We start from the raw sequence: 19734 nt of genomic DNA on the forward strand, positions 1-19734 counted from the left end.
TGAGGTCGGACTGGCGAATTGCGCCAAGATAGGCTACTTGCGGCACCGAAAGCGTTTTCGGTGCCACTGGGGCTCGGGCGACCCGACCCTCACGACGCGCCTCTATCTGTCACAAGGAAAGCCTCACGTGAAGGTCATCGCCTCTACGCTCCGCAAAGGCAACGTCGTCGATATGGACGGCAGGCTCTATGTGGTTCTCACCGCCCAGAACATCCACCCTGGCAAGGGCACGCCGGTCACCCAGCTCGACATGCGCCGGATCTCCGACGGCGTGAAGGTCTCCGAGCGCTACCGCACCACCGAGCAGGTCGAGCGCGCTTTCGTGGAAGACCGTGAGCACACCTTCCTCTACCAGGACGGCGAGGGCTTCCACTTCATGAACCCCGAGACCTACGATCAGGTCGTGGTGCCGGAAGACATCATCGGCGACCAGAAGGCCTACCTCCAGGAAGGCATGGCCGTGATGCTCTCGATCCATAACGGCATCGCCATCGCCATCGAGCTGCCGGCGCGCATCACCCTCGAGATCGTTGACACCGAGCCGGTGGTGAAGGGCCAGACGGCCTCCTCGTCCTACAAGCCCGCCATGCTGTCGAACGGCGTGCGCACCCTGGTGCCTCCCCACATCCAGGCCGGCACCCGCGTGGTCATCATGACGGAAGACGGCTCCTACGTGGAGCGCGCGAAGGACTAAGGGCTCTCTTCTCGCCCGTCATCACCGGCCTTGTGCCGGTGATCTCGATTGGAAGAGCGTTGAGCTTCACAGGATCGGGATGGCCGGGACAAGCCCGGCCATGACGACAGTGAGATCAATCATACCTTGCAGGGCAGGCGATTCCGGTGAAGGCTCACCGGGCGTCCTGCCCTTTCTCATTTTGCGGAGTCGAACGGTTTCATGACGAGCGGTCCTGCCCATTCCATCAATCCTCTCGTGGCCGATGTCGGCAGCCCTCCGATCCCGGAGGCGCAGGCGTGGACCAGGCGCTATGACGGGTCATACGGGCCGCTGATCAACCTCTCCCAGGCCGTGCCGGGCAATGCGCCCCATCCGGAGCTGCTGGAGCGGATGGCCGCCATCGCCGGCTCACCCACCGGCTCGCAATACGGCCCGATCAACGGCGATGCGCCGCTTAAGGAAGCCTATGCGGCCGAGCTGTCCCGCATCTACGAAGGCCGTATTGAGCCAGACGACACGGCGGTGACGGCCGGCTGCAACATGGCCTTCTTTGCCGCCATGATGCTGCTCGCCCATCGCGGCGAGGCGGTGTTGCTGCCGACCCCCTGGTACTTCAATCACCAGATGAGCCTGGACATGCTCGGCATCGAGCCGCGCCCGCTGCCGTGCCGGGCGGAGAACGGATTCGTGCCGCGCATCGAGGACGCCGAGGCGCTGATCGACGACAAAGTCAGGGCCATCGTGCTGGTGACGCCCAACAACCCGACCGGTGCCGTCTACCCGGCGCATATGATCGAGAGCTTCGCCCAGCTCTGCAGACGGCGCGGCATTTACCTTGTGATCGACGAGACTTACCGGGACTTCCTGCCGCAAGGCATGAACCGCCCCCATGGGCTCTTCACCGGTGATAACTGGCGCGACACCATCATCCAGCTCTATTCCTTCTCGAAATCCTACGCGATCCCAGGTCACCGGACCGGGGCGATCACGGCGGATGCGCAACTCATTGAGCAGATCGCCAAGATTCTCGACTGCATCCAGATCTGCCCCCCGCGTACCGCTCAAGGCGCGCTGCCCTGGGCCATCGACGGATTGCGCGACTGGCGCGAGGACAACCGGGCCGAGATCAACCGCCGTGCACAGGTATTTCAGGATGCGCTCGCGCCGCTGCCGGAATGGACGATCGAGTCGGTCGGTGCTTACTTCGCCTATCTGCGCCACCCATTTCCGGAGCGACAAGCACAGCGGGTCGCCGAGAAGCTCGCCACGGAAAGGGGCGTCCTGTGCCTGCCCGGAAGCTATTTCGGGCCCGGCCAGGAAAGGCATCTGCGGGTCGCCATCGCGAATGTCGGCGCGGACGTTTTGAACGGCCTGACAGAGCGCTTTCGCAACCTTTCTCTGTGATACCTCCTCGGAGGCAAAACCATAAACTCCAGGGGGCACCCTTGGCAGGAGGGTGGAGCGATGGTTACTCTCTTGGTCAAACAGGCAACCGAACCGGGTGCCGCGGGGACTTGAGTTTTGACCGTCAAAGCGGACGTGACAACAGAAGGTGACCGGCTTGCCGAACCGCTCAGCGGCTCGGCACATGGCGCCGCCTGGGTGGCTGACCGTTCTGCGGACGCGGTCAGAATGGAGACGCGGCGACGCTCGTCGAGAAGCTATGCCGCGCTCGATCTCGGCACGAACAATTGCCGTCTTCTCATTGCGGAACCTGCGCATTTCGGCTTCCGGGTCGTGGATGCCTTCTCGCGAATCGTGCGGCTCGGCGAAGGCCTTGGCCTCGGCAACCGGCTGAGCGACGGCGCCATCGTTCGCACCCTCGATGCCCTTCGGGTGTGTCGCGAAAAGATGGCCGCTAAGGACGTGAGGCGCGCGCGCCTCGTGGCAACGGAGGCGTGCCGACTCGCCGAGAACGGCCCGGCCTTTATCGAGCGCGTTCGCGACGAGCTCGACCTCGATCTCGAGATCGTCGACCGCAAGACGGAAGCGTATCTCGCCGTCACCGGCTGCGCGTCACTGGTCGATCCCAAAGCGCAGTCCGTCATCGTGTTCGACATCGGCGGCGGCTCCACGGAGATCGCCTGGCTCGACGGCCGGGCGCCGCACGCCTTCGCCGATCCGTGCAAGCGCATCCGGGCATGGGACTCGCTGCCCGTCGGCGTGGTAACGCTGGCCGAGCGCCACGGCGGCATCGACGTCACACCCAAGATCTTCGAGGGCATGGTCGAGGAGGTGTCAGAGCTTCTGATGGATTTCGCCCTCGTGGCGGCTCCGGCGGGACGCGCTCATAACTTCCATCTTCTCGGGACCTCAGGAACCGTTACCACGGTCGGGGGCATTCACTTAGGGTTGGCGCGCTACGACCGGCGTCGGGTCGACGGGATGTGGATGCGCAACGGAGAGATCTCGGCGGTGATGGATCGGTTGTTGCATTCCGATTTCAGTCAGCGGGCCGAGAACCCCTGCATCGGCAAGGAGCGGGCCGATCTGGTTCTGGCGGGCTGCGCCATTTTGGAAGCGATCCGGCGGGCCTTCCCGTCGGAGCGCCTGCGCATCGCGGATCGCGGTCTGCGCGAAGGAATTTTGATGAACATGATGCGAGAGGACTCCGTGTGGCGAGGGGGCAGCCCGAGGTGAGTGCTAAGTCCAGTTCGGGGTCCGGTTCGGGTGTCCGCAATCTCAAGCAGCGCGTGAAAACCGCCAACAAGCGGTCCCTCTCTTCCCAGAAATGGCTGGAGCGCCAGCTCAACGATCCTTACGTCGCCCGCGCCAAGCGCGAGGGCTATCGGTCGCGCGCGGCCTTCAAGCTGCTGGAGATCGACGAGAAGTACCGCATTCTCAAGCCCGGTCAGAGAATTGTCGATCTCGGTGCCGCCCCCGGCGGCTGGTCCCAGATCGCCGCCAAGGTAGTGGGCCCTAAGGGCAAGGTGGTGGGCATCGATCTTCTGCCCATCGATCCGATGCCAGGCGTCGAGTTCATCGAGCTCGACTTCCTGGACGAGAGCGCTCCGGGCCGGCTGATCGAGATGCTGGGCGGGCCTGCCGACGTGGTCATGTCCGACATGGCGGCCAACACCACCGGCCACAAGAAGACCGACCACCTGCGCATCATCGGCCTCGCCGAGGCGGCGATCTACTTCGCCCGCGAGATCCTGGCCCCCGGCGGCGCCTTCATCGCCAAGGTGTTCCAGGGCGGCACCGAGAACCAGCTACTGGCCGATCTCAAGCGCGACTTCGCCGTAGTTCGCCACGTGAAGCCTGCCGCCAGCCGCACCGACTCGGCGGAACTCTATGTGATGGCGACCGGTTTTCGGGGACGGGCGGACGAAACGCCTGAAGCCTGACAGACTCTAGAATAGGATCATCGGATCAGTCCCGAAAGTGCCCTCCACTTTTGGGTCCGGTGCTCTAGCCTCAAGCCTCGGATACCAGGGAGCCACGACCATGGCAGTGCACCGCATCGGGATCATCGGTCTCGGCAAGATCGCGCAGGATCAGCATCTCCCGGTGATCAAGGCCAACCCGGATTTCGAGCTTCTTGCCGTGTCGAGCACCCGCGGGCTCTCGCATGAGGATGCGAAATACACCTTCCAGGATTACCGCGAGCTCCTGAAGCTCCCGGACCTGGACGCGGTCTCGATCTGCACGCCGCCGCAGGTCCGGCATCAGATCGCCCGCGAGGCGCTGCTCGCCGGCAAGAGCGTGCTGCTGGAAAAGCCCCCAGCCGCCACTTTGAGCGAGCTCGAGGATCTGAAGGCGCTGGCCGCCAAGATGGGCAAGGTGGTCTTCACCACCTGGCACGCCCAGTACAACAAGGCGGTCGAGGAGGCGAAGAAGGCGCTCGCAGGCTGGTCGATCAAGCGTCTTCTGGTGACCTGGAAGGAGGATGTGCGGCATTGGCATCCGGGCCAGCAATGGATCTGGGAAGCGGGCGGCTTCGGCGTGTTCGATCCCGGCATCAATGCGCTCTCCATCGTGACCCGCATCATGCCAGAACCGGTTTTCATCAAGTCATCCAGCCTGGAATTCCCGGCCAACCGCGACGCTCCGATCGCCGCGAACCTGACGTTCTCTATGAGCCACGGCCAGGGTGATCTCCAGGCGGTGTTCGACTGGCGCCAGACCGGCCCGCAGACCTGGGACATCGAGGTGGAGACTGAAGCCGGCTTGAGCCTGAAGCTCACCCATGGCGGCAGCTGCCTGGAAATCGGTGGAAAGCTCATGGTTCAGGAGGAGCCCGCCGAATACCAGGGCATCTACCGGTGCTTTGACGCATTGCTGACCATCGGCCATTCCGAGGTCGACGACGCCCCGTTCCGCCTCGTGGCCGATGCCTTCATGGTCGGCAAGCGGGTTCAGGTGGATGCGTTCGAGGATTAGCCTCAACTCTAAACGTCACCCCCAATAAAGAAGGTCAAACCTCTCCCGTCATGGCCGGGCCTGTCCCGGCCATCCCGGTTCCAAGAGTGCCGCGCCTCACTGGTTGGGATTACCGGCTCAAGGCCGGTAATGACTTAAGAGTTAGGCATTCAACTCTTCATAGAGATCGCGCCATGTCGGGTTCATCTCAAGGATCAGCTTTGTCTTCCAAGCACGGGGCCAGCGTTTAATCGATGTCTCGCGCTGGATAGCATCCGCAATGCTTGGATAGCTCTCGGAATAGACGAGCCGGTCAATCTTATAGCGCCGTGTATGATCGCTACCGCGTCCGGTCTTATGCTCCCATATTCGTCGTGCCAGCGCGTTGGTGACGCCTACATAGAGAGCACCGCCAGGTCGACTCGCGAGCACATAGACGTAATACAGTCTCATGAGTGGAGACTGATCCAATCCTCTTATGAGAGCAAGCCGTTACCGCTCCTCCACGTCATGGCCGGGCTTGTCCCCGCCATCTCGACATGGAAAGGTGAGACGCTTCAGTGATCGGGATCACCGGCACAAGGCCGGTGATGACGAAGCGGGCGATACATGGCGCTTTGGATGAATGTGACGTAAACATTCAACCTAAATTCTTCTTCAAAAACGCCACCGTCCGCTTCCACGCCGTATCCGCCGCATCCTTGTCGTAGCGTGCAGCGTTGGTGTCATTATTGAAGGCGTGGTTGGCGCCTTCGTAGACGTGGATCTCGTAGGTCTTACCGGCTTGCTTCAACGCCGCCTCGTAGGCCGGGATGCCGGCATTGATGCGCTCGTCGAGGCCGCCGTAATGCATCATCATAGCGGCGTTGATCTTCGGCACGTCCTCCGCCTTCGGCTGGCCGCCGTAATAGGCCACGCCGGCATTCAGGTTCGGCTCGTTGACCGCGAGGGTGTTCACTGCGCCGCCGCCCCAGCAGAAGCCGGTGGCCCCGACCTTGCCGTTGCTGTCCGGGCGGCCTTTCAGATAGGCCACGGCCGCTTTGCCGCCGGCGATCACGTCGGGCTGCTTCAGCTGACCGATCATCTCGCGGCCTTTGTCCTCGTCGGCGGGCGTGCCGCCCATGGGCGATAAATAGTCGACGCCCAAAGCGATGAAGCCTTCCGCCGCCATGCGGCGGGTCACGTCCTTGATATGCGGGTTCAAGCCCCGGTTCTCGTGGATGACGATCACGGTCGGCAGCTTTCCGGCAGCATCCTTCGGCTTCACCAGATAGCCCTTGAGGCCCTGCGCGCCGGGGATGTCCACGGTTTCCGCCGTGATGCGTGGGTCGGTCTCCGGCACGGTCTGGGCGTGGGCGTAGTTGTTCTGCAGGATCGGCAGGATGGCCGCTGCACCGGCCGCGCTGCCGGCGAGAGCCGCCAGCTTGTCGAGGAAGGAGCGGCGGCTCATGCCGCCATGGGTGAAGTCGTCGTAGAGATCGATGATGCGCTGGTCCATATGTCCTCCCGGTCTTTACAGGGATGCTAGCGCAGCTTAGCGGCCGGACATACCGTCCCCGAGGCCCGTGGAGGGTGGCCTGTCCTTCACAATCTTGTGTCCAGACATCTCGGCACCGGCATTAGGGGACAGGCGTGTGAAGACAAAGCCGGACAGGGCCGAGATGGTGGCGACCGCCCAGAAGGCAGGACCGAAATCGGCCGCCGTGATCCCGGGCGTGCCGTCGTAAGTGGAGGCCATTTCCAGCACGAAGGCACCGAAGGCCACGCCGATGCTGAGGGAGACCTGCTGCAGGGCGCTCGACAGGCTCGTGGCGTAGCTCATCTCCCGGTTGGAGATTTCCGCGTAGCCGATGGCGTTGAGGCTGGTGAACTGCAGCGAGCGGAAGCAGCCGCCGACCAGCAGGATCACCATGATGAGCCAGTGCGGCGTTTCCGGCGTGAAGAAGCCGTTGGCCGCGACGAAAGCGGCCCCGATGAAGGCGTTGATCGTCAAGAGCCTGCGGAAGCCTGTGCGCTCGAGGATGCGCTTGGCCATGGTCTTCATGAACAGCGCGCCCACGGCCGCGATGAAGGTGAGCGAGCCTGACGCCAGCGGCCCCAGGCCGAAACCCACCTGCAGCATGAGCGGCAGCAGGAACGGGATCGCCCCGATGCCGATACGGAAGAGGGAACCGCCCAGGACGCTGGCGCGAAAGGTCGGTACTTTCAGAAGTCTCAGTTGCAGCACCGGATAGGGCGTGCGCCTGGCGTGGAAGATGTAGAGAGCCAGGCTGATGGCGCCGATCACCGTGCATCCGAGCGAGATCTCGGTCGGGATGAGATGCTGGCCGCTGGTGGAAAAACCCAGCATCAGCAGAGAGAAGCCCAAACCGGTCAGAAGGAAGCCGATGAAGTCGAGGGGCGGGGTGTCGTCTTCCCTGATATTGGGAACGAAGATCGTGGCGAGCACGATGCCGAGAATCCCGATGGGGATGTTGATGAAGAAGATCCAGCGCCAGTGGAAATATTCGGTGATGAAGCCTCCGAGCGGCGGTCCGATGATGGGGCCGATGAGCGCCGGGATCGTCAGGGTCGCCATCGCCTGAACGACCTCGCTGCGGGCGACGCTGCGCAGCAGCACGAGGCGGCCCACCGGCACCATCATGGCCCCGCCCGCGCCTTGAACGAAGCGGGAGAACACGAAGCCTTCGAGGGAATTGGCGCCGGCGCAGGCCAGCGAGCCCGCCATGAACACGCCGATCGCCACCGTGAAGATGGTCCGGGCCCCGTACTTGTCGGCCATCCAGCCCGAGATCGGAATGAAGATGGCAAGGCTCACCAGATAGGAGGTCAGGGCCAGCTTGAGGGCGATGGGCTGCGTTCCCAGGTCTTGCGCGATCATCGGCAGGGACGTGGAGATCACGGTCGAATCCATGTTCTCCATGAACAGGGCCGTCGCGATGATCAGCGGGAGAAGGCGGGATTGACGCATGACCGCCGGACTTAGCGCTCCACAGTGTCATTGCAAAGGGCAAACTGGCGCAATGCAGATCTTCTGGGGATGCGTCTCTCAACCCTTTGCGAAAACGAAACGCCGTGCTACGGACCCGTGCCAACTCGCCAAAGCGTTATTTTCTCATCCGCGCAGCTGTCTAAGGAGTTGGCCATGGCCTCTGTATTCGCCGATAAGATCATCGAGGGACTTACCTTCGATGACGTGCTGCTCCGACCCGGCCGCTCCGAAGTTCTGCCGAGCGACGTGGACGTTGCCACCAAGCTGACCAAGACCATTCGCCTCAACATGCCGATCATTGCCTCCGCCATGGACACGGTGACGGAAGCCCGCATGGCCATTGCCATGGCCCAGAACGGGGGCTTGGGCGTGATCCACCGCAACCTTGAGCCCGAGGTTCAGGCCGAGCAGGTGCGTCTCGTGAAGCGCTACGAGTCCGGCATGGTGATGAACCCGATCACCATCCATCCCGACGAGACGCTCGCCGACGCGCTGTCGATGATGAAGCACCACGGCATCTCGGGCATCCCGGTAGTCGAGCGCGGCCCCGGCGGCGCCAAGGGCAAGCTCGTCGGCATCCTGACCAACCGCGACGTGCGCTTTGCCAGCAATCCGGGCCAGAAGGTCTCGGAACTGATGACCAAGGACCGCCTGATCACGGTCCGCGAGGGCGTGAGCCAGGATGAGGCCCGCCACCTCCTGCACCAGTTCCGGATCGAGAAGCTTCTGGTCGTCGACGATCATTTCCGCTGCATCGGCCTGATCACCGTGAAGGACATCGAGAAGCAGGTGGCCTACCCGAATGCCGCCAAGGATTCGCAAGGGCGCCTTCTGGTGGCTGCCGCCACCACCACGGGCGAGCAGGGCTTCGAGCGCGCCGAGCGGCTCATCGATGCGGGCTGTGACGTGGTTGTGGTCGACACCGCCCACGGCCATTCCGTAAAGGTGCTGGAGAGCGTCACCCGGGTGAAGAAGCTCTCCAACGCGGTTCAGGTCATTGCCGGCAACGTGGCGACCCGGGAAGGCGCCCAGGCGCTCATCGATGCCGGCGCGGACGCGATCAAGGTGGGCATCGGGCCGGGCTCCATCTGCACCACCCGCATCGTGGCGGGCGTGGGCGTGCCCCAGCTCACGGCTATCATGGAGGCAGTCGAGTCGGCGGCACAGGCCGACATTCCGGTGATCGCCGACGGCGGCATCAAGTTCTCGGGCGATCTCGCCAAGGCACTCGCCGCCGGGGCCTCCTGTGCCATGGTGGGATCGCTACTTGCTGGCACGGACGAGACCCCGGGCGAGGTGTTCCTGTACCAGGGCCGCTCCTACAAGTCCTATCGCGGCATGGGCTCGGTGGGCGCCATGGCCCGCGGCTCGGCCGACCGCTACTTCCAAGCGGAGGTTCGCGACACCCTCAAGCTCGTGCCGGAGGGCATCGAGGGCCAAGTGGCCTACAAGGGGCCGGTGGCGGGCGTGCTGCACCAGCTCACTGGGGGACTACGCGCCTCCATGGGCTATGTGGGTGCCGCGACCCTGCTGGAATTCCGCGACAAGGCCCAGTTCATCCGCATTACCAGCGCGGGTTTGCGCGAGAGCCACGTTCATGACGTGACGATCACGCGCGAAAGTCCTAACTATCCGACTCGCAGCTAAGCTTTAAGCGAGTCAGAGTCCATGAGCATCTCCGCCATCATCCTGCCCGTCCTCGTCCTGGTCGGGCTCACCCTCATCCTGCTTTTCGCCCTCGGCAGGTCCCGCCTGGGCGTCCTTCGGGCCGGCGAGGTGAAGGTCGGGGACATCGCCCTCGGCGAGCGCAACTGGCCCAAGCGTATTCTGCAGCTCCAGAACGCGTATCATAACCAGTTCGAGCTTCCGGTGCTGTTCTATGTCTTGGTGGTTCTGGCGCTGATCACCCGCAAGGCGGACATGCTCTTCGTGGTGATGTCCTGGATGTTCGTGGTGAGCCGCCTGGTTCATGCGGGTATCCACGTCACCTCAAACAAGCTCTCAAGGCGCTTCATGGCCTTCGTGGTCGGTGTGCTTATCCTGGCGGCGATGTGGATCATCTTCGCCGTCCGCATCTTTGCCGCGGAGACCGGCGTTTAAGCAAGGACGGGATGGGCGCAGCGTCCATCCCGCTCAAGTTTTTTAGTAACGGCGGCCGCTCTCGAGCTGCGTCTTGGCGTCGAGCTGCTTCATCGGAGGCGGCTGGATATCGGCGGCCGGGGCCGTGGCGCAGGCGGCGATCGCGAGGGTCAGGCCGAGGGCGACAAGGCCGCGGGTCAGGCGGGTCAACATTAGGTTGGTCTCCAGAACAGGAATCGTGCGGAATGCACGTACTCTCTCAAGTCACGTCCGAACGCGACGGAAAATAGGAAACTTTGTGTCGTATCTACGGCCAAGCTCGAGTGTGCTTTTCTCATGACACCTGCTGCCCGCATCTCCGCCGCCATCGAGGTTATGGCCGATATCGACGCCCGGCGCCGTCCGGCCACCGACGCCCTCAAGGATTGGGGTCTGTCGCACCGCTTCGCCGGGTCCAAGGACCGGGCCGCGATTGCGAGCCTCGTCTACGACGCCCTGCGCCGGAAGGCTTCCGCCGCCTGGGTCATGGGTGAGAATACCCCCCGGGCCGTGGTGCTCGGCATGCTGCGCCTGCAGCGCGGTCTTGATGTGGGTGCCATCGCGGCCCTCTGCTCCGGTGATCGCTTTGCGCCGGAGCCGCTCTCAGGGCTTGAGCGAGAGCGGCTGGACAAGGCCGATCTCTCCGGCGCTCCCCCTCATGTGGCAGGTGATTTTCCGGACTGGATCGAGCCGTCGCTCCAGAGGCTCCTCGGCGATGAACTCGTGCCTGAGATGCAGGCGCTTGCCACCCGTGCGCCGCTGGACCTGCGGGTGAACACACTTAAGGTCTCCTCCCGCGAGGAGGCGCACGATGCCCTGCCGCATCTGAACGCCGTCGAGACGCCGCTCTCGCCGCTGGGTTTGCGGATCATGCCGGGCGAGGACGGGCGCGGACCCGCCGTGCAGTCCGAGCCGGAATTCCTGAAGGGTTGGATCGAGATCCAGGACGAGGGTTCGCAGCTCGTAGCGCTGCTCTCCGGTGCCAAGCCCGGCGAGCAGGTGGTGGATCTCTGCGCGGGCGGCGGCGGAAAGACCCTCGCGCTCGCAGCCCTGATGGAAAACCACGGCCAGATCTACGCCACCGACAACGACGCCCGCCGTCTTGCGCCGATCCACGACCGGCTGACGCGGGCGGGTGTGCGCAACGTCCAGGTTCGCACGCCGAGGGCCAAGGCCGATGCGGTGACCGATCTCGATGGGCGGATGGACTGCGTTCTCGTGGACGCGCCCTGCACGGGCGTGGGCACCTGGCGGCGCAACCCCGATGCGAAATGGCGCCTGCGGCCCGGCAGCCTGGAGGTTCGGCGCAACGAGCAGGCGACGGTGCTCGACCGGGCGGCAGGCCTTGTGAAGGCGGGCGGCCGCATCGTCTACATCACCTGCTCGATTCTTCCCGAGGAGAACGATGACGCGCTCTCAGCCTTCCTGGAGCGCCACAAGGGCTTCAGTCCAGTCTCCCATGACGACCTGGTCGGGACATCAGGGCTCGGCTTCCTCAAGAACGCCACTCGTCGGACGGCCTATGGACTTCAGCTGACGCCGCTGCAGACCGGCACCGACGGGTTCTTCATCGCGGTTCTTCGGCGAGACTCCTAGCCCAGAGCTAGCTCTCTTGAATTAATCCCGAAGGAGTGATGCAGCTAGATAACGACAGTATTCATGTCAATCATGCTGTCCTATGAGAAGCAAATCTGCTGCACGAGCGTATTTACCTAAGAGTATTTCATGCTTTCGCCTATAATAAACATTAATAGATATTGATGCGCTTCCAGATGCATCTAAGCTTCCTGCGATAGAACACTTGAAAGCGGGGGCGACTGCCAGGGAGGACAGCAATGGCGGTACGCATAGGCACAAATCGCGGCGATGCACTGCGCGGGACGAGGGCGAGCGACACACTCACGGGTCTCGGAGGGGACGACACCATCGTCGGCGGACGGGGGCACGATATTCTCAACGGTGGGCTGGGCGACGACCTTCTTCGTGGTGGACCCGGGCGTGACCGTCTCATCGGCGGGCTTGGTGAGGACTGGGCCGACTATCGGGATGCGGCGACTGCCGTGACCGTGAGCCTCAGCAGCCCAGCTCGGAATACGGGCGAGGCCGCTGGAGACCGATACTCCTCCATCGAGCGTTTGCGAGGCGGCCGTTTCGACGACAATCTCACCGGCAACTCCCGGGACAACGTTCTTGAGGGCGTAGCCGGTGCGGACATTCTCAACGGAGGTCGCGGCTTCGACTTCGCCCGCTACAAGGGAGCTCCCGTGGGTGTGACGGCCAGCCTTGCAGACCCGTCGGTGAACACGGGCCATGCGGCCGGAGATACCTATGTTGCGATCGAAGGGCTCCAGGGCAGCGACTTCGCCGACACATTGATCGGTGATGCCAACAGAAACGTCCTTGTCGGCGGGCGAGGAGCAGATGTTCTTAACGGCGGCGACGGGTTCGATTTCGCCCGGTACGACGTGTATCACAATGGCCGCCTCGGCGTGACAGCGAACCTGGCGGATTCCACACTGAACCAGGGCCGCAATGCCGCCGGCGATAGCTATGTCTCCATTGAAGGGCTTGTCGGCACCCGCTTCGCGGACCGCCTCACAGGCGACGACGCAGCGAACAACCTGCAGGGGCAGGCCGGAAACGACAGGCTCAGCGGTGGATCCGGCAACGACACGATCATCGGGGGCTCCGGGAACGACCGCCTGAATGGCGGCGAGGGCAACGATCGGCTCAACGGAGAGGCGGGGCGGGACATTTTCATCTTCGATACTGCCCTGAATGCGGCGGAGAACGTCGACACCATCCGCAAATTTTCGATCAAGAACGACACCATCCGCCTCGATGACGCGATCTTCACCGGTCTGACGGCAGGGACGCTCGCCGCTTCCGCTTTCTACAGAGGGGCGGCGGCTCACGACACCAGTGACAGGATCATCCACAACCGGTCGACGGGAGCCGTGTATTTCGATCCTGACGGAACGGGAGACCAGGCGCAGATTCAGTTTGCACAGGTCGATCCCCGGCTGAACCTGAAGAACCTGGATTTCTTCGTGTTCTAGAACTTAGGCCCGCCCCAAATGTGATCCAAACCCCTCGACCGGATTGTCCGGTTGAGGGGTTTGTGCATTCTGAATCGGTCGGGCCGTTGGAAGGGACTCAAAAGGCATGACATCCGGGGCGATATGGGGGTAAAGCACGGGGGCTTTCCGCTCCTTCCCTCCGGGCCTACGCGAGAGACCATGACCCAGAACCACGACAAGATCCTCATCATCGATTTCGGCTCCCAGGTGACGCAGCTCATCGCCCGGCGCGTGCGCGAGGATGGGGTCTATTCGGAAGTGGTGCCGTTCCAGAAGGCCGCGGAAGCGATCCGGACCATGAAGCCCAAGGGCGTGATCCTGTCGGGCGGGCCGGAATCGGTGACGACGGATGCATCCCCGCGGGCTCCCAAGGAGGTCTTCGAGGCCGGCCTTCCGGTCTTCGGCATCTGCTACGGCCAGCAAACCATGGCGGCGCAGCTCGGCGGCGAGGTCGAGGGCGGTCACCATTCCGAGTTCGGCCGGGCCGAGATCGAGATCCTCACCGAGAGCCCGATCTTCCAGGGCGTCTGGAAGGTGGGCCAGAAATATCCCGTCTGGATGAGCCACGGCGACCGGGTCACCAAGCTGCCCGAGGGTTTCGAGGTCCTGGCGGCGTCCGAGAACGCTCCCTTCGCGGTGGTGGCCGACGAGGAGCACAAGTTCTACGGCGTGCAGTTCCACCCGGAGGTGGTGCACACTCCCCAGGGCGCGCAGCTCATCCGCAACTTCGTGCGCGACATCGCTGGCTGCCGGGGCGACTGGACCATGAAGGCCTTCCGCGAGGAGGCCATCGAGCGCATCCGCGCTCAGGTCGGCACGGGCCGGGTGATCTGCGGTCTCTCCGGCGGCGTCGATTCTGCCGTGGCAGCCGTGCTGATCCACGAGGCCATCGGCGACCAGCTCACCTGCGTGTTCGTCGACCACGGCCTGCTACGCGCAGCGGAAGCCGAGCAGGTGGTGACGCTGTTCCGCGACCACTACAACATCCCGCTCGTCCACGTGCAGGCGCAGGACCTGTTCATCGGGGCGCTCGAGGGCGTGTCCGATCCGGAGGTCAAGCGCAAGACCATCGGCCGGCTCTTCATCGACGTGTTCGACGAGGAGGCCAAGAAGATCGGCGGCGCCGACTTCCTGGCGCAGGGCACGCTTTACCCGGACGTGATCGAGAGCGTCTCCTTCACGGGCGGGCCTTCCGTCACCATCAAGAGCCACCACAATGTGGGCGGTCTCCCTGAGCGCATGAAGATGAAGCTCGTGGAGCCCCTGCGCGAGCTGTTCAAGGATGAGGTGAGGGTGCTCGGCCGCGAGCTCGGCCTGCCCGACGCCTTCGTGGGCCGCCACCCGTTCCCAGGTCCGGGCCTCGCCATCCGCGTGCCCGGCGAGATCACGCGCGAAAAACTCGACATCCTGCGCAAGGCCGATGCGATCTATCTCGAGGAGATCCGCAATGCCGGCCTCTACGATGTGATCTGGCAGGCCTTCGCCGTGCTCCTGCCCGTGAAGACCGTGGGCGTCATGGGCGATGCGCGCACCTACGACCACGTCTGCGCGCTGCGCGCCGTAACATCCATCGACGGCATGACGGCGGATTTCTATCCCTTCGACATGGCCTTCCTCGGCCGCGTCGCCACCCGCATCATCAACGAGGTCAAGGGCATCAACCGCGTGACCTACGACATCACGTCGAAGCCGCCTGGGACGATTGAGTGGGAGTGAAGGGAAATATTCCTATTAAGTCAGGAATACCTCATAGAAAAGCACAGTATTGAAGTCAAGCCCGCAGAATCGCGGGCTTTTTTCATGTCTAGCAGTCACTGATCTGAAAGTGCCGGCAGCGAGTAAAACCAGGTAAAACGCGAAGGAGGCCGAGTTTTTCTTGGCAGTATTGATGGTACGGGATTCTACGCCCCCGCCAAATGTGCTTGATACCATAACGCCTAAAGTACAGCGATCATGGTATCGGAAACGCGCAAAGCCTTGCCGAGTAACGGAATCACACTCGTTTTCGCGCGTTTTCAAATCATGGTATCGCGGGTCGATCGGATTCCCCGAAAAATCAGGAATAGCGAAGCGTCTACAGATACTTGGGGCGGTTTCCGGGTTCTGACGCCGTTGACGATGTGGCCGCATCATCAATGAGCCTGTGGTTTCAAAATTGAACCGAACTTTCCGATAGGGAAAATCAATCACACGTTCGTAGTTGCCTTGATATAATATTCTGGCTCGCGCGTGCTCAGGCTTCCGCGCGAATAAGTCTGTGAATAATTCGCCTGTCATTTGATGCCAGCGCAGGTCGGCGGCACGCTAAAACTAATTTCAATTCAAAAATATGAGCCAAACGAACATGTCGGGCGATCTGAAGAAGGTCACGATTGGAGCTGCAACGCTGTATCTTGGGGACTGCCTGGATGCGCTAACCTTGCTTGATAATGGCGTCGCCGACGCTTTCGTGACTGACCCGCCTTACTGCTCTGGAGGCGTAAGCGAGGCATCAAGATCGGCAGCGAAAGGCCAAGGGCTGCGATCCGAGAACATTTCAAGGTTCGGCTGGTTTGTTGGCGACAACATGGGAACCGCCGGCTTGGTCTTCCTGCTTCGCTCCATCGGATTTGCTGCGACCAAGATCATGAAGCCTACTGGCTCCATGTTGATGTTTTGCGACTGGAGAATGCTTCCGAACTTGGCGCCGGCGGTGGAGTCGAGTGGCCTCCGCTACCAGAACATGGTCGTGTGGGATAAGCAGATGATGGGCCTTGGCACCGGCTTTCGGGCGCAGCACGAGGTCGTGATGCACTTCACAAACGGCTCGCCAGAGTACCACGACAAGGGGACATCTAACGTCATCAGGTCGAAACGTGTTTCGCATACTGACCGCGAGCACCAGACCCAGAAGCCAGGGGATCTTATGAGCGATCTCATCAAGGTAGTGGCTCCGAAGGGCGGGGTGGTTGTCGACCCATTCATGGGCTCGGGCAGCACCGGCGTGGCTGCGGTGCGACTCGGTCGTAAGTTCATCGGCATCGAACGAGACCCAGCGTACTTCGAGATTGCCTGTCGTCGGATGGAGGAGGCGCAAAGCCAACTCGACATGTTCGGCGCTGTAGCCACAGACGCTGGAACGACCGAAGCGGCTGCCGGTCTTTTTGAGGCGGCCGCATGAGCCACCTCGACGAGATCCTGCGCGTCAGTTCCGACGACATCCTCTACCGCTTGCGCCAGGAGGTGGCTAAATCACCTCGGAATCGCGTTTTCCAGGCATGGCACTTTTCATGGTAGCTTGTCCACAGCATCCCTATAAGGCACTGAGAAATATGAGTATTTTCTGGCCGGAAACAATGGAGTGGGAGTAATACTCAATAATATGACAGGCCCAGCAATGAATGCCGGGCCTGCTACTACTGCTTTCTATGCGGCGTTGAGAAGTTCTGCAGGCATCCAAACGGGGCTGTTAGTAGATGCCTTCATGATCTCAATACTACGCTCACAGTCCCTGCGACTCTTGTAGCCTTCACTGCTTACCGCAATGGGTTCGCCATTTCGGGCTTCATATGTCCAGCGCCATTCATTGCGGGTATCTTTGTACATCCAATAGGATGGGTACACACGATTTGCCATTAAGGTTCTCCAAGGTCCTGAGTTGACCGGAGTGCAGCATCGCAATAAATACATGCTGTCCAAGCGAAGTATCCTTCGGATGCTGAGCCCCGACTACGACGGAGGACCATTTCCGTCGAAGTTCGGAACTAACGCCCCGCTCTCCAGCGGGGCGTTAGTTTAGAATGGTATGTCCTCGTCAAGATCATCGAATCCAGAACTCACCTGATCGGATTGAGGGTTGCTTGATAGAGAAGGTGCGCTTCGGCTAGCGTGTTCTGCTCCCATTGAGCGGATGCCAGTAATAGTTAGCTGCCAACCTGCACCGCGCACAAATTCCACACGGTCGTCTCGGGATAAGTAGCCCGCTAAGGTGGCATTTCGATTTTGGCCTGCAATGGAAAGGCCATCTATCTCGATCAAATCCGCTAGTGCGGCGATCTCAAGAGGGCGCTTCTTAAGAAACAGAAGCTCTACAGCTTTATCCACAATGTCTCGGGAGCGGCTGCCTCTTGCTTGTGACTTAGCAAACGGGATGCTTGCTGAGTTAATGCCAAGGTACCTCTCTAGAGTTTCGATGAAGCCGCGGAGTTTGATCTGCTCTTCCCGTGCCTTTTCGAGAGCTTCAAGAGCACGAACCTCGGCCATCTCTTGCTTAGCAAGATCGGCTCGCGCTCGCGCTATTAGCTCTTCAGGGTTATCGACCATTTGGCACCAGATAGCTGCTCCATAGTTACTAAGAATCCATACAATTCACTTCACGTCAATAGTGCTGTGATGAAAAGTTATAATTTGAAGTGAATAAAACCTTTGGGTGTAAAAATTAACGAAACACGCCCTGATTGGTGGGATGAGAAGCTATGGAATCTAAGTCAGAAGTCACCCTCTACGGCATCAAGAACTGCGACACGATGAAGAAGGCGCGTGCCTGGCTCGATGCCAAGGGTGTGCCTTATGCTTTTCACGACTACAAGGCCGCAGGCATCGACCGCGCACGGCTTGAAGGCTGGGCGCGCAGCGTCGGCTGGGAGGCGCTGCTCAACCGCTCTGGCACGACCTTTCGCAAGCTTCCCGATGCCGACAAAACAAGCCTCAACGAGGGCAGGGCGCTCGCGCTCATGCTCGATCAGCCCTCCATGATCAAGCGCCCCGTGATGGAACTCGGCGGCAAGCTGCTCGTCGGCTTCAAGCCAGAGCTTTACGAGGAGGCGGTCGGATAATCGCCTGAAACCGGAAGCCCAATCTGACCTACCGCCGAACGGATCCGGTGATAGAGTGAGATCGAGGAAAAGGATCCCGCTTCTTGTCGCGCGCCGCACGCCTTCTCGATCTCATTCAGATTCTCCGCCGGCACCGCCAGCCGGTGAGCGGGCGTGCGCTCGCCGATGAGCTTGGGATCAGCATCCGCACGCTTTACAGGGACATCGGCACGCTACAGTCGCAAGGGGCGCCCATCGACGGAGAGCCAGGGTTGGGCTACATCCTGCGCCCCGGTTTCACATTGCCGCCCCTGATGTTCTCGGAGGAGGAGATCGAAGCCCTCGTCCTCGGTTCCCGATGGGTCGCCCAGCGGGGCGACGAGCGGCTTGGAGCCGCGGCCCGCAACGCGCTTGCCCGCATTGCCGCGGTGCTTCCGGATGCTTTGCGTCGTGAGGCTGAGGCGTCCTCCCTCCTGGTCGGGCCTGGGGAGGCGATTCCCGCCGGCGATGTCGAGCTTCCTGCCATTCGACAGGCCATCCGGTTCGAGCGGAAGCTCGAAGTCGCATACCGGGACGGTCATGCCGCCGAGACCCGGCGCATCATCTGGCCTTTCGCCATCGGGTTCTTCGATCGCGCCCGTGTGGTCGTGGCGTGGTGCGAATTGCGCCAGTCGTTCAGGGCCTTTCGCACAGACCGGATCGTGGCTCTCACCCCGACGGACATCCGCTATCCGCGCCGGCGCCAGGTGCTCATCAAGGAATGGCGCGAGCTTGAGGCTATTGCGCCCCAATAGGTTCACTGCTGCCACAAACTGACAGCAGTCTGGTCGATAAGGGCTCGCACCCATAAGGAGTGAGCACCCCATGAACCCTTCGAACCTTTTCATTCTCTTCGTCGATAACCCCGTCGCCAGTGCGGCCTTCTATGCCGATCTGCTCAAGCGGCCGGCGCTGGAAGCTTCGCCCACCTTTGCCTTGTTTGCTTTGGAGTCGGGGGCCATGCTTGGGCTCTGGTCCCGGCACACGGTGGAGCCCGCAGCGACGAACTGGGGGATCGGCAGCGAACTTGCCTTCATGGTTGCCGATGCGGCCGCTGTTAAGACCCTCCATGAGGATTGGCGCGCACGCGGCCTGCGCATCGCCCAGGAGCCGACGGAGATGGATTTCGGCCATACCTTCGTGGCCCTCGATCCGGATGGCCATCGCCTGCGGGTATTCTCGGGAGCGGCATCATGACCGGGAGCTGGATTGCCGTTGCCTCGGCGGAGCATGTCCGGCGGGGACGCGCGGGCGGCTTCATGCAGGTCTGTCACGGCAAGGCGGCGCCCCTGCGGCGAATCCGGCCCGGTGATCGGGTCATCTATTACTCACCGACGATCACGTTCGGTGGCAAGGACAAGTGCCAGTCTTTCACGGCCTTTGGCTTCGTGAAGCCCGAAGGTCCTTACCAGTTCGACATGGGCGGAGGCTTCGTGCCGTTTCGGCGGGACGTGACATGGCTGGAGAGCACGGAGACGCCCATCCGGGCACTCCTCGACAGGCTCGACTTCACGGCCGGTCAACGGAATTGGGGCTATCAGTTTCGCTACGGCCTGTTCCCGATCAGCGATCATGACGGCGATCTTATCGCTGGCGCCATGGGAGCCCGGGTTTCGGCAATCTGAAAGCCTTTCAAAGACAAAGGCGGGCTCTAAAGCCCGCCTTTGTCTTGTC

Annotated in this window: 21 protein-coding genes; 15 read left to right on the forward strand and 6 right to left on the reverse strand. The window is 62.0% G+C overall.

Annotated features, from left to right (window positions below):
• The first annotated feature begins 127 nt into the window (after positions 1 to 127).
• The 5 genes from efp (at position 128) to I2H36_RS03470 (ending at position 5059) form a co-directional block, all read left to right on the forward strand.
• Entirely contained in the window at positions 128 to 694 is a 567-nt protein-coding gene (gene efp / locus I2H36_RS03450) for an elongation factor P (protein ID WP_196262601.1), read from the forward strand.
• Between the two features lie 201 nt (positions 695 to 895).
• Positions 896 to 2080 carry an aminotransferase gene (locus tag I2H36_RS03455; RefSeq protein WP_196262447.1) on the forward strand — a complete coding sequence of 395 codons (1185 nt, stop codon included), beginning with the start codon at positions 896 to 898 and terminating at the stop codon, positions 2078 to 2080.
• A gap of 228 nt (positions 2081 to 2308) precedes the next feature.
• On the forward strand, positions 2309 to 3316 hold the full coding sequence (locus I2H36_RS03460; RefSeq protein ID WP_196262602.1) for a Ppx/GppA phosphatase family protein: 1008 nt from the start codon (positions 2309 to 2311) through the stop codon (positions 3314 to 3316).
• Positions 3313 to 4023, forward strand: coding sequence for an SAM-dependent methyltransferase (locus I2H36_RS03465; protein WP_196262448.1), 711 nt, complete (start codon positions 3313 to 3315; stop codon positions 4021 to 4023). The genes I2H36_RS03460 and I2H36_RS03465 overlap by 4 nt, the downstream gene beginning before the upstream one ends.
• 100 nt (positions 4024 to 4123) lie before the next feature.
• On the forward strand, positions 4124 to 5059 hold the full coding sequence (locus I2H36_RS03470; RefSeq protein ID WP_196262449.1) for a Gfo/Idh/MocA family protein: 936 nt from the start codon (positions 4124 to 4126) through the stop codon (positions 5057 to 5059).
• Positions 5060 to 5200: 141 nt separating this feature from the next.
• Here I2H36_RS03470 and I2H36_RS03475 read toward each other — a convergent pair whose 3' ends face one another.
• From I2H36_RS03475 to I2H36_RS03485, 3 genes are all read right to left on the reverse strand, one after another.
• Positions 5201 to 5491: a GIY-YIG nuclease family protein gene (locus I2H36_RS03475; protein WP_196262450.1), complete on the reverse strand. Its 291-nt coding sequence runs from the start codon at positions 5489 to 5491 to the stop codon at positions 5201 to 5203.
• A 187-nt stretch (positions 5492 to 5678) separates the two neighbouring features.
• Positions 5679 to 6536 (reverse strand): dienelactone hydrolase family protein, encoded by an 858-nt coding sequence (locus tag I2H36_RS03480; RefSeq protein ID WP_196262451.1) that lies wholly within the window; start codon positions 6534 to 6536, stop codon positions 5679 to 5681.
• 36 nt (positions 6537 to 6572) lie between these two features.
• Positions 6573 to 8009, reverse strand: coding sequence for a DHA2 family efflux MFS transporter permease subunit (locus tag I2H36_RS03485; RefSeq protein WP_196262452.1), 1437 nt, complete (start codon positions 8007 to 8009; stop codon positions 6573 to 6575).
• A 174-nt stretch (positions 8010 to 8183) separates the two neighbouring features.
• Between I2H36_RS03485 and guaB the strand changes: the two genes are divergently transcribed.
• Both guaB and I2H36_RS03495 read left to right on the forward strand, forming a co-directional pair.
• Positions 8184 to 9677, forward strand: a complete 1494-nt coding sequence (gene guaB / locus I2H36_RS03490; RefSeq protein ID WP_196262453.1) for an IMP dehydrogenase — start codon at positions 8184 to 8186, stop codon at positions 9675 to 9677.
• A 21-nt stretch (positions 9678 to 9698) separates the two neighbouring features.
• Positions 9699 to 10130, forward strand: a complete 432-nt coding sequence (locus I2H36_RS03495; RefSeq protein WP_196262454.1) for an MAPEG family protein — start codon at positions 9699 to 9701, stop codon at positions 10128 to 10130.
• Positions 10131 to 10172: 42 nt separating this feature from the next.
• Here the strand turns inward: I2H36_RS03495 and I2H36_RS03500 are convergent, their stop codons facing one another.
• Positions 10173 to 10322: a hypothetical protein gene (locus I2H36_RS03500; RefSeq protein WP_196262455.1), complete on the reverse strand. Its 150-nt coding sequence runs from the start codon at positions 10320 to 10322 to the stop codon at positions 10173 to 10175.
• A gap of 123 nt (positions 10323 to 10445) precedes the next feature.
• Between I2H36_RS03500 and I2H36_RS03505 the strand changes: the two genes are divergently transcribed.
• The 4 genes from I2H36_RS03505 (at position 10446) to I2H36_RS03520 (ending at position 16388) form a co-directional block, all read left to right on the forward strand.
• Positions 10446 to 11744, forward strand: a complete 1299-nt coding sequence (locus I2H36_RS03505; protein ID WP_196262456.1) for an RsmB/NOP family class I SAM-dependent RNA methyltransferase — start codon at positions 10446 to 10448, stop codon at positions 11742 to 11744.
• A gap of 239 nt (positions 11745 to 11983) precedes the next feature.
• Entirely contained in the window at positions 11984 to 13207 is a 1224-nt protein-coding gene (locus I2H36_RS20275) for a calcium-binding protein (RefSeq protein WP_196262457.1), read from the forward strand.
• Between the two features lie 180 nt (positions 13208 to 13387).
• Entirely contained in the window at positions 13388 to 14944 is a 1557-nt protein-coding gene (guaA, locus tag I2H36_RS03515) for a glutamine-hydrolyzing GMP synthase (protein WP_196262458.1), read from the forward strand.
• Positions 14945 to 15572: 628 nt separating this feature from the next.
• Positions 15573 to 16388: a DNA-methyltransferase gene (locus I2H36_RS03520; protein WP_196262459.1), complete on the forward strand. Its 816-nt coding sequence runs from the start codon at positions 15573 to 15575 to the stop codon at positions 16386 to 16388.
• Positions 16389 to 16633: 245 nt separating this feature from the next.
• Here I2H36_RS03520 and I2H36_RS03525 read toward each other — a convergent pair whose 3' ends face one another.
• The gene (locus I2H36_RS03525) at positions 16634 to 16897 is read right to left on the reverse strand and encodes a YegP family protein (RefSeq protein WP_343234395.1); all 264 of its coding nucleotides are present in this window, start codon (positions 16895 to 16897) and stop codon (positions 16634 to 16636) included.
• Between the two features lie 105 nt (positions 16898 to 17002).
• Positions 17003 to 17530 carry a hypothetical protein gene (locus tag I2H36_RS03530; RefSeq protein ID WP_196262461.1) on the reverse strand — a complete coding sequence of 176 codons (528 nt, stop codon included), beginning with the start codon at positions 17528 to 17530 and terminating at the stop codon, positions 17003 to 17005.
• Positions 17531 to 17682: 152 nt separating this feature from the next.
• Between I2H36_RS03530 and I2H36_RS03535 the strand changes: the two genes are divergently transcribed.
• The 4 genes from I2H36_RS03535 to I2H36_RS03550 all read left to right on the forward strand — a co-directional run bounded on the left by I2H36_RS03535 (position 17683) and on the right by I2H36_RS03550 (position 19685).
• Positions 17683 to 18042 (forward strand): ArsC family reductase, encoded by a 360-nt coding sequence (locus I2H36_RS03535; RefSeq protein WP_196262462.1) that lies wholly within the window; start codon positions 17683 to 17685, stop codon positions 18040 to 18042.
• 83 nt (positions 18043 to 18125) lie between these two features.
• The gene (locus tag I2H36_RS03540; protein WP_196262463.1) at positions 18126 to 18815 is read left to right on the forward strand and encodes a helix-turn-helix transcriptional regulator; all 690 of its coding nucleotides are present in this window, start codon (positions 18126 to 18128) and stop codon (positions 18813 to 18815) included.
• A 70-nt stretch (positions 18816 to 18885) separates the two neighbouring features.
• On the forward strand, positions 18886 to 19257 hold the full coding sequence (locus I2H36_RS03545) for a VOC family protein (RefSeq protein ID WP_196262464.1): 372 nt from the start codon (positions 18886 to 18888) through the stop codon (positions 19255 to 19257).
• Positions 19254 to 19685 carry an EVE domain-containing protein gene (locus I2H36_RS03550; RefSeq protein WP_196262465.1) on the forward strand — a complete coding sequence of 144 codons (432 nt, stop codon included), beginning with the start codon at positions 19254 to 19256 and terminating at the stop codon, positions 19683 to 19685. Before I2H36_RS03545 ends, I2H36_RS03550 begins: the two co-directional genes overlap by 4 nt.
• Positions 19686 to 19734 lie beyond the last annotated feature (49 nt).

Source organism: Microvirga terrestris (genome assembly GCF_015694425.1).
Taxonomy (GTDB): Bacteria; Pseudomonadota; Alphaproteobacteria; order Rhizobiales; family Beijerinckiaceae; genus Microvirga; species Microvirga terrestris.

Excerpts from the sequence above, each read along its gene's own strand:
- guaB (WP_196262453.1), top strand. The coding sequence starts at position 8,184 with ATGGCCTCTGTATTCGCCGATAAGATCATCGAGGGACTTACCTTCGAT.
- I2H36_RS03460 (WP_196262602.1), top strand. The coding sequence starts at position 2,309 with ATGGAGACGCGGCGACGCTCGTCGAGAAGCTATGCCGCGCTCGATCTC.
- I2H36_RS03535 (WP_196262462.1), top strand. The coding sequence starts at position 17,683 with ATGGAATCTAAGTCAGAAGTCACCCTCTACGGCATCAAGAACTGCGAC.
- guaA (WP_196262458.1), top strand. The coding sequence starts at position 13,388 with ATGACCCAGAACCACGACAAGATCCTCATCATCGATTTCGGCTCCCAG.
- I2H36_RS03550 (WP_196262465.1), top strand. The coding sequence starts at position 19,254 with ATGACCGGGAGCTGGATTGCCGTTGCCTCGGCGGAGCATGTCCGGCGG.
- I2H36_RS03470 (WP_196262449.1), top strand. The coding sequence starts at position 4,124 with ATGGCAGTGCACCGCATCGGGATCATCGGTCTCGGCAAGATCGCGCAG.
- I2H36_RS03495 (WP_196262454.1), top strand. The coding sequence starts at position 9,699 with ATGAGCATCTCCGCCATCATCCTGCCCGTCCTCGTCCTGGTCGGGCTC.
- I2H36_RS03545 (WP_196262464.1), top strand. The coding sequence starts at position 18,886 with ATGAACCCTTCGAACCTTTTCATTCTCTTCGTCGATAACCCCGTCGCC.
- I2H36_RS03500 (WP_196262455.1), bottom strand. The coding sequence starts at position 10,322 with ATGTTGACCCGCCTGACCCGCGGCCTTGTCGCCCTCGGCCTGACCCTC.
- I2H36_RS03520 (WP_196262459.1), top strand. The coding sequence starts at position 15,573 with ATGTCGGGCGATCTGAAGAAGGTCACGATTGGAGCTGCAACGCTGTAT.
- I2H36_RS03480 (WP_196262451.1), bottom strand. The coding sequence starts at position 6,536 with ATGGACCAGCGCATCATCGATCTCTACGACGACTTCACCCATGGCGGC.
- I2H36_RS03525 (WP_343234395.1), bottom strand. The coding sequence starts at position 16,897 with ATGTATTTATTGCGATGCTGCACTCCGGTCAACTCAGGACCTTGGAGA.
- I2H36_RS20275 (WP_196262457.1), top strand. The coding sequence starts at position 11,984 with ATGGCGGTACGCATAGGCACAAATCGCGGCGATGCACTGCGCGGGACG.
- I2H36_RS03530 (WP_196262461.1), bottom strand. The coding sequence starts at position 17,530 with ATGGTCGATAACCCTGAAGAGCTAATAGCGCGAGCGCGAGCCGATCTT.
- I2H36_RS03475 (WP_196262450.1), bottom strand. The coding sequence starts at position 5,491 with ATGAGACTGTATTACGTCTATGTGCTCGCGAGTCGACCTGGCGGTGCT.
- I2H36_RS03505 (WP_196262456.1), top strand. The coding sequence starts at position 10,446 with ATGACACCTGCTGCCCGCATCTCCGCCGCCATCGAGGTTATGGCCGAT.
- I2H36_RS03485 (WP_196262452.1), bottom strand. The coding sequence starts at position 8,009 with ATGCGTCAATCCCGCCTTCTCCCGCTGATCATCGCGACGGCCCTGTTC.
- I2H36_RS03455 (WP_196262447.1), top strand. The coding sequence starts at position 896 with ATGACGAGCGGTCCTGCCCATTCCATCAATCCTCTCGTGGCCGATGTC.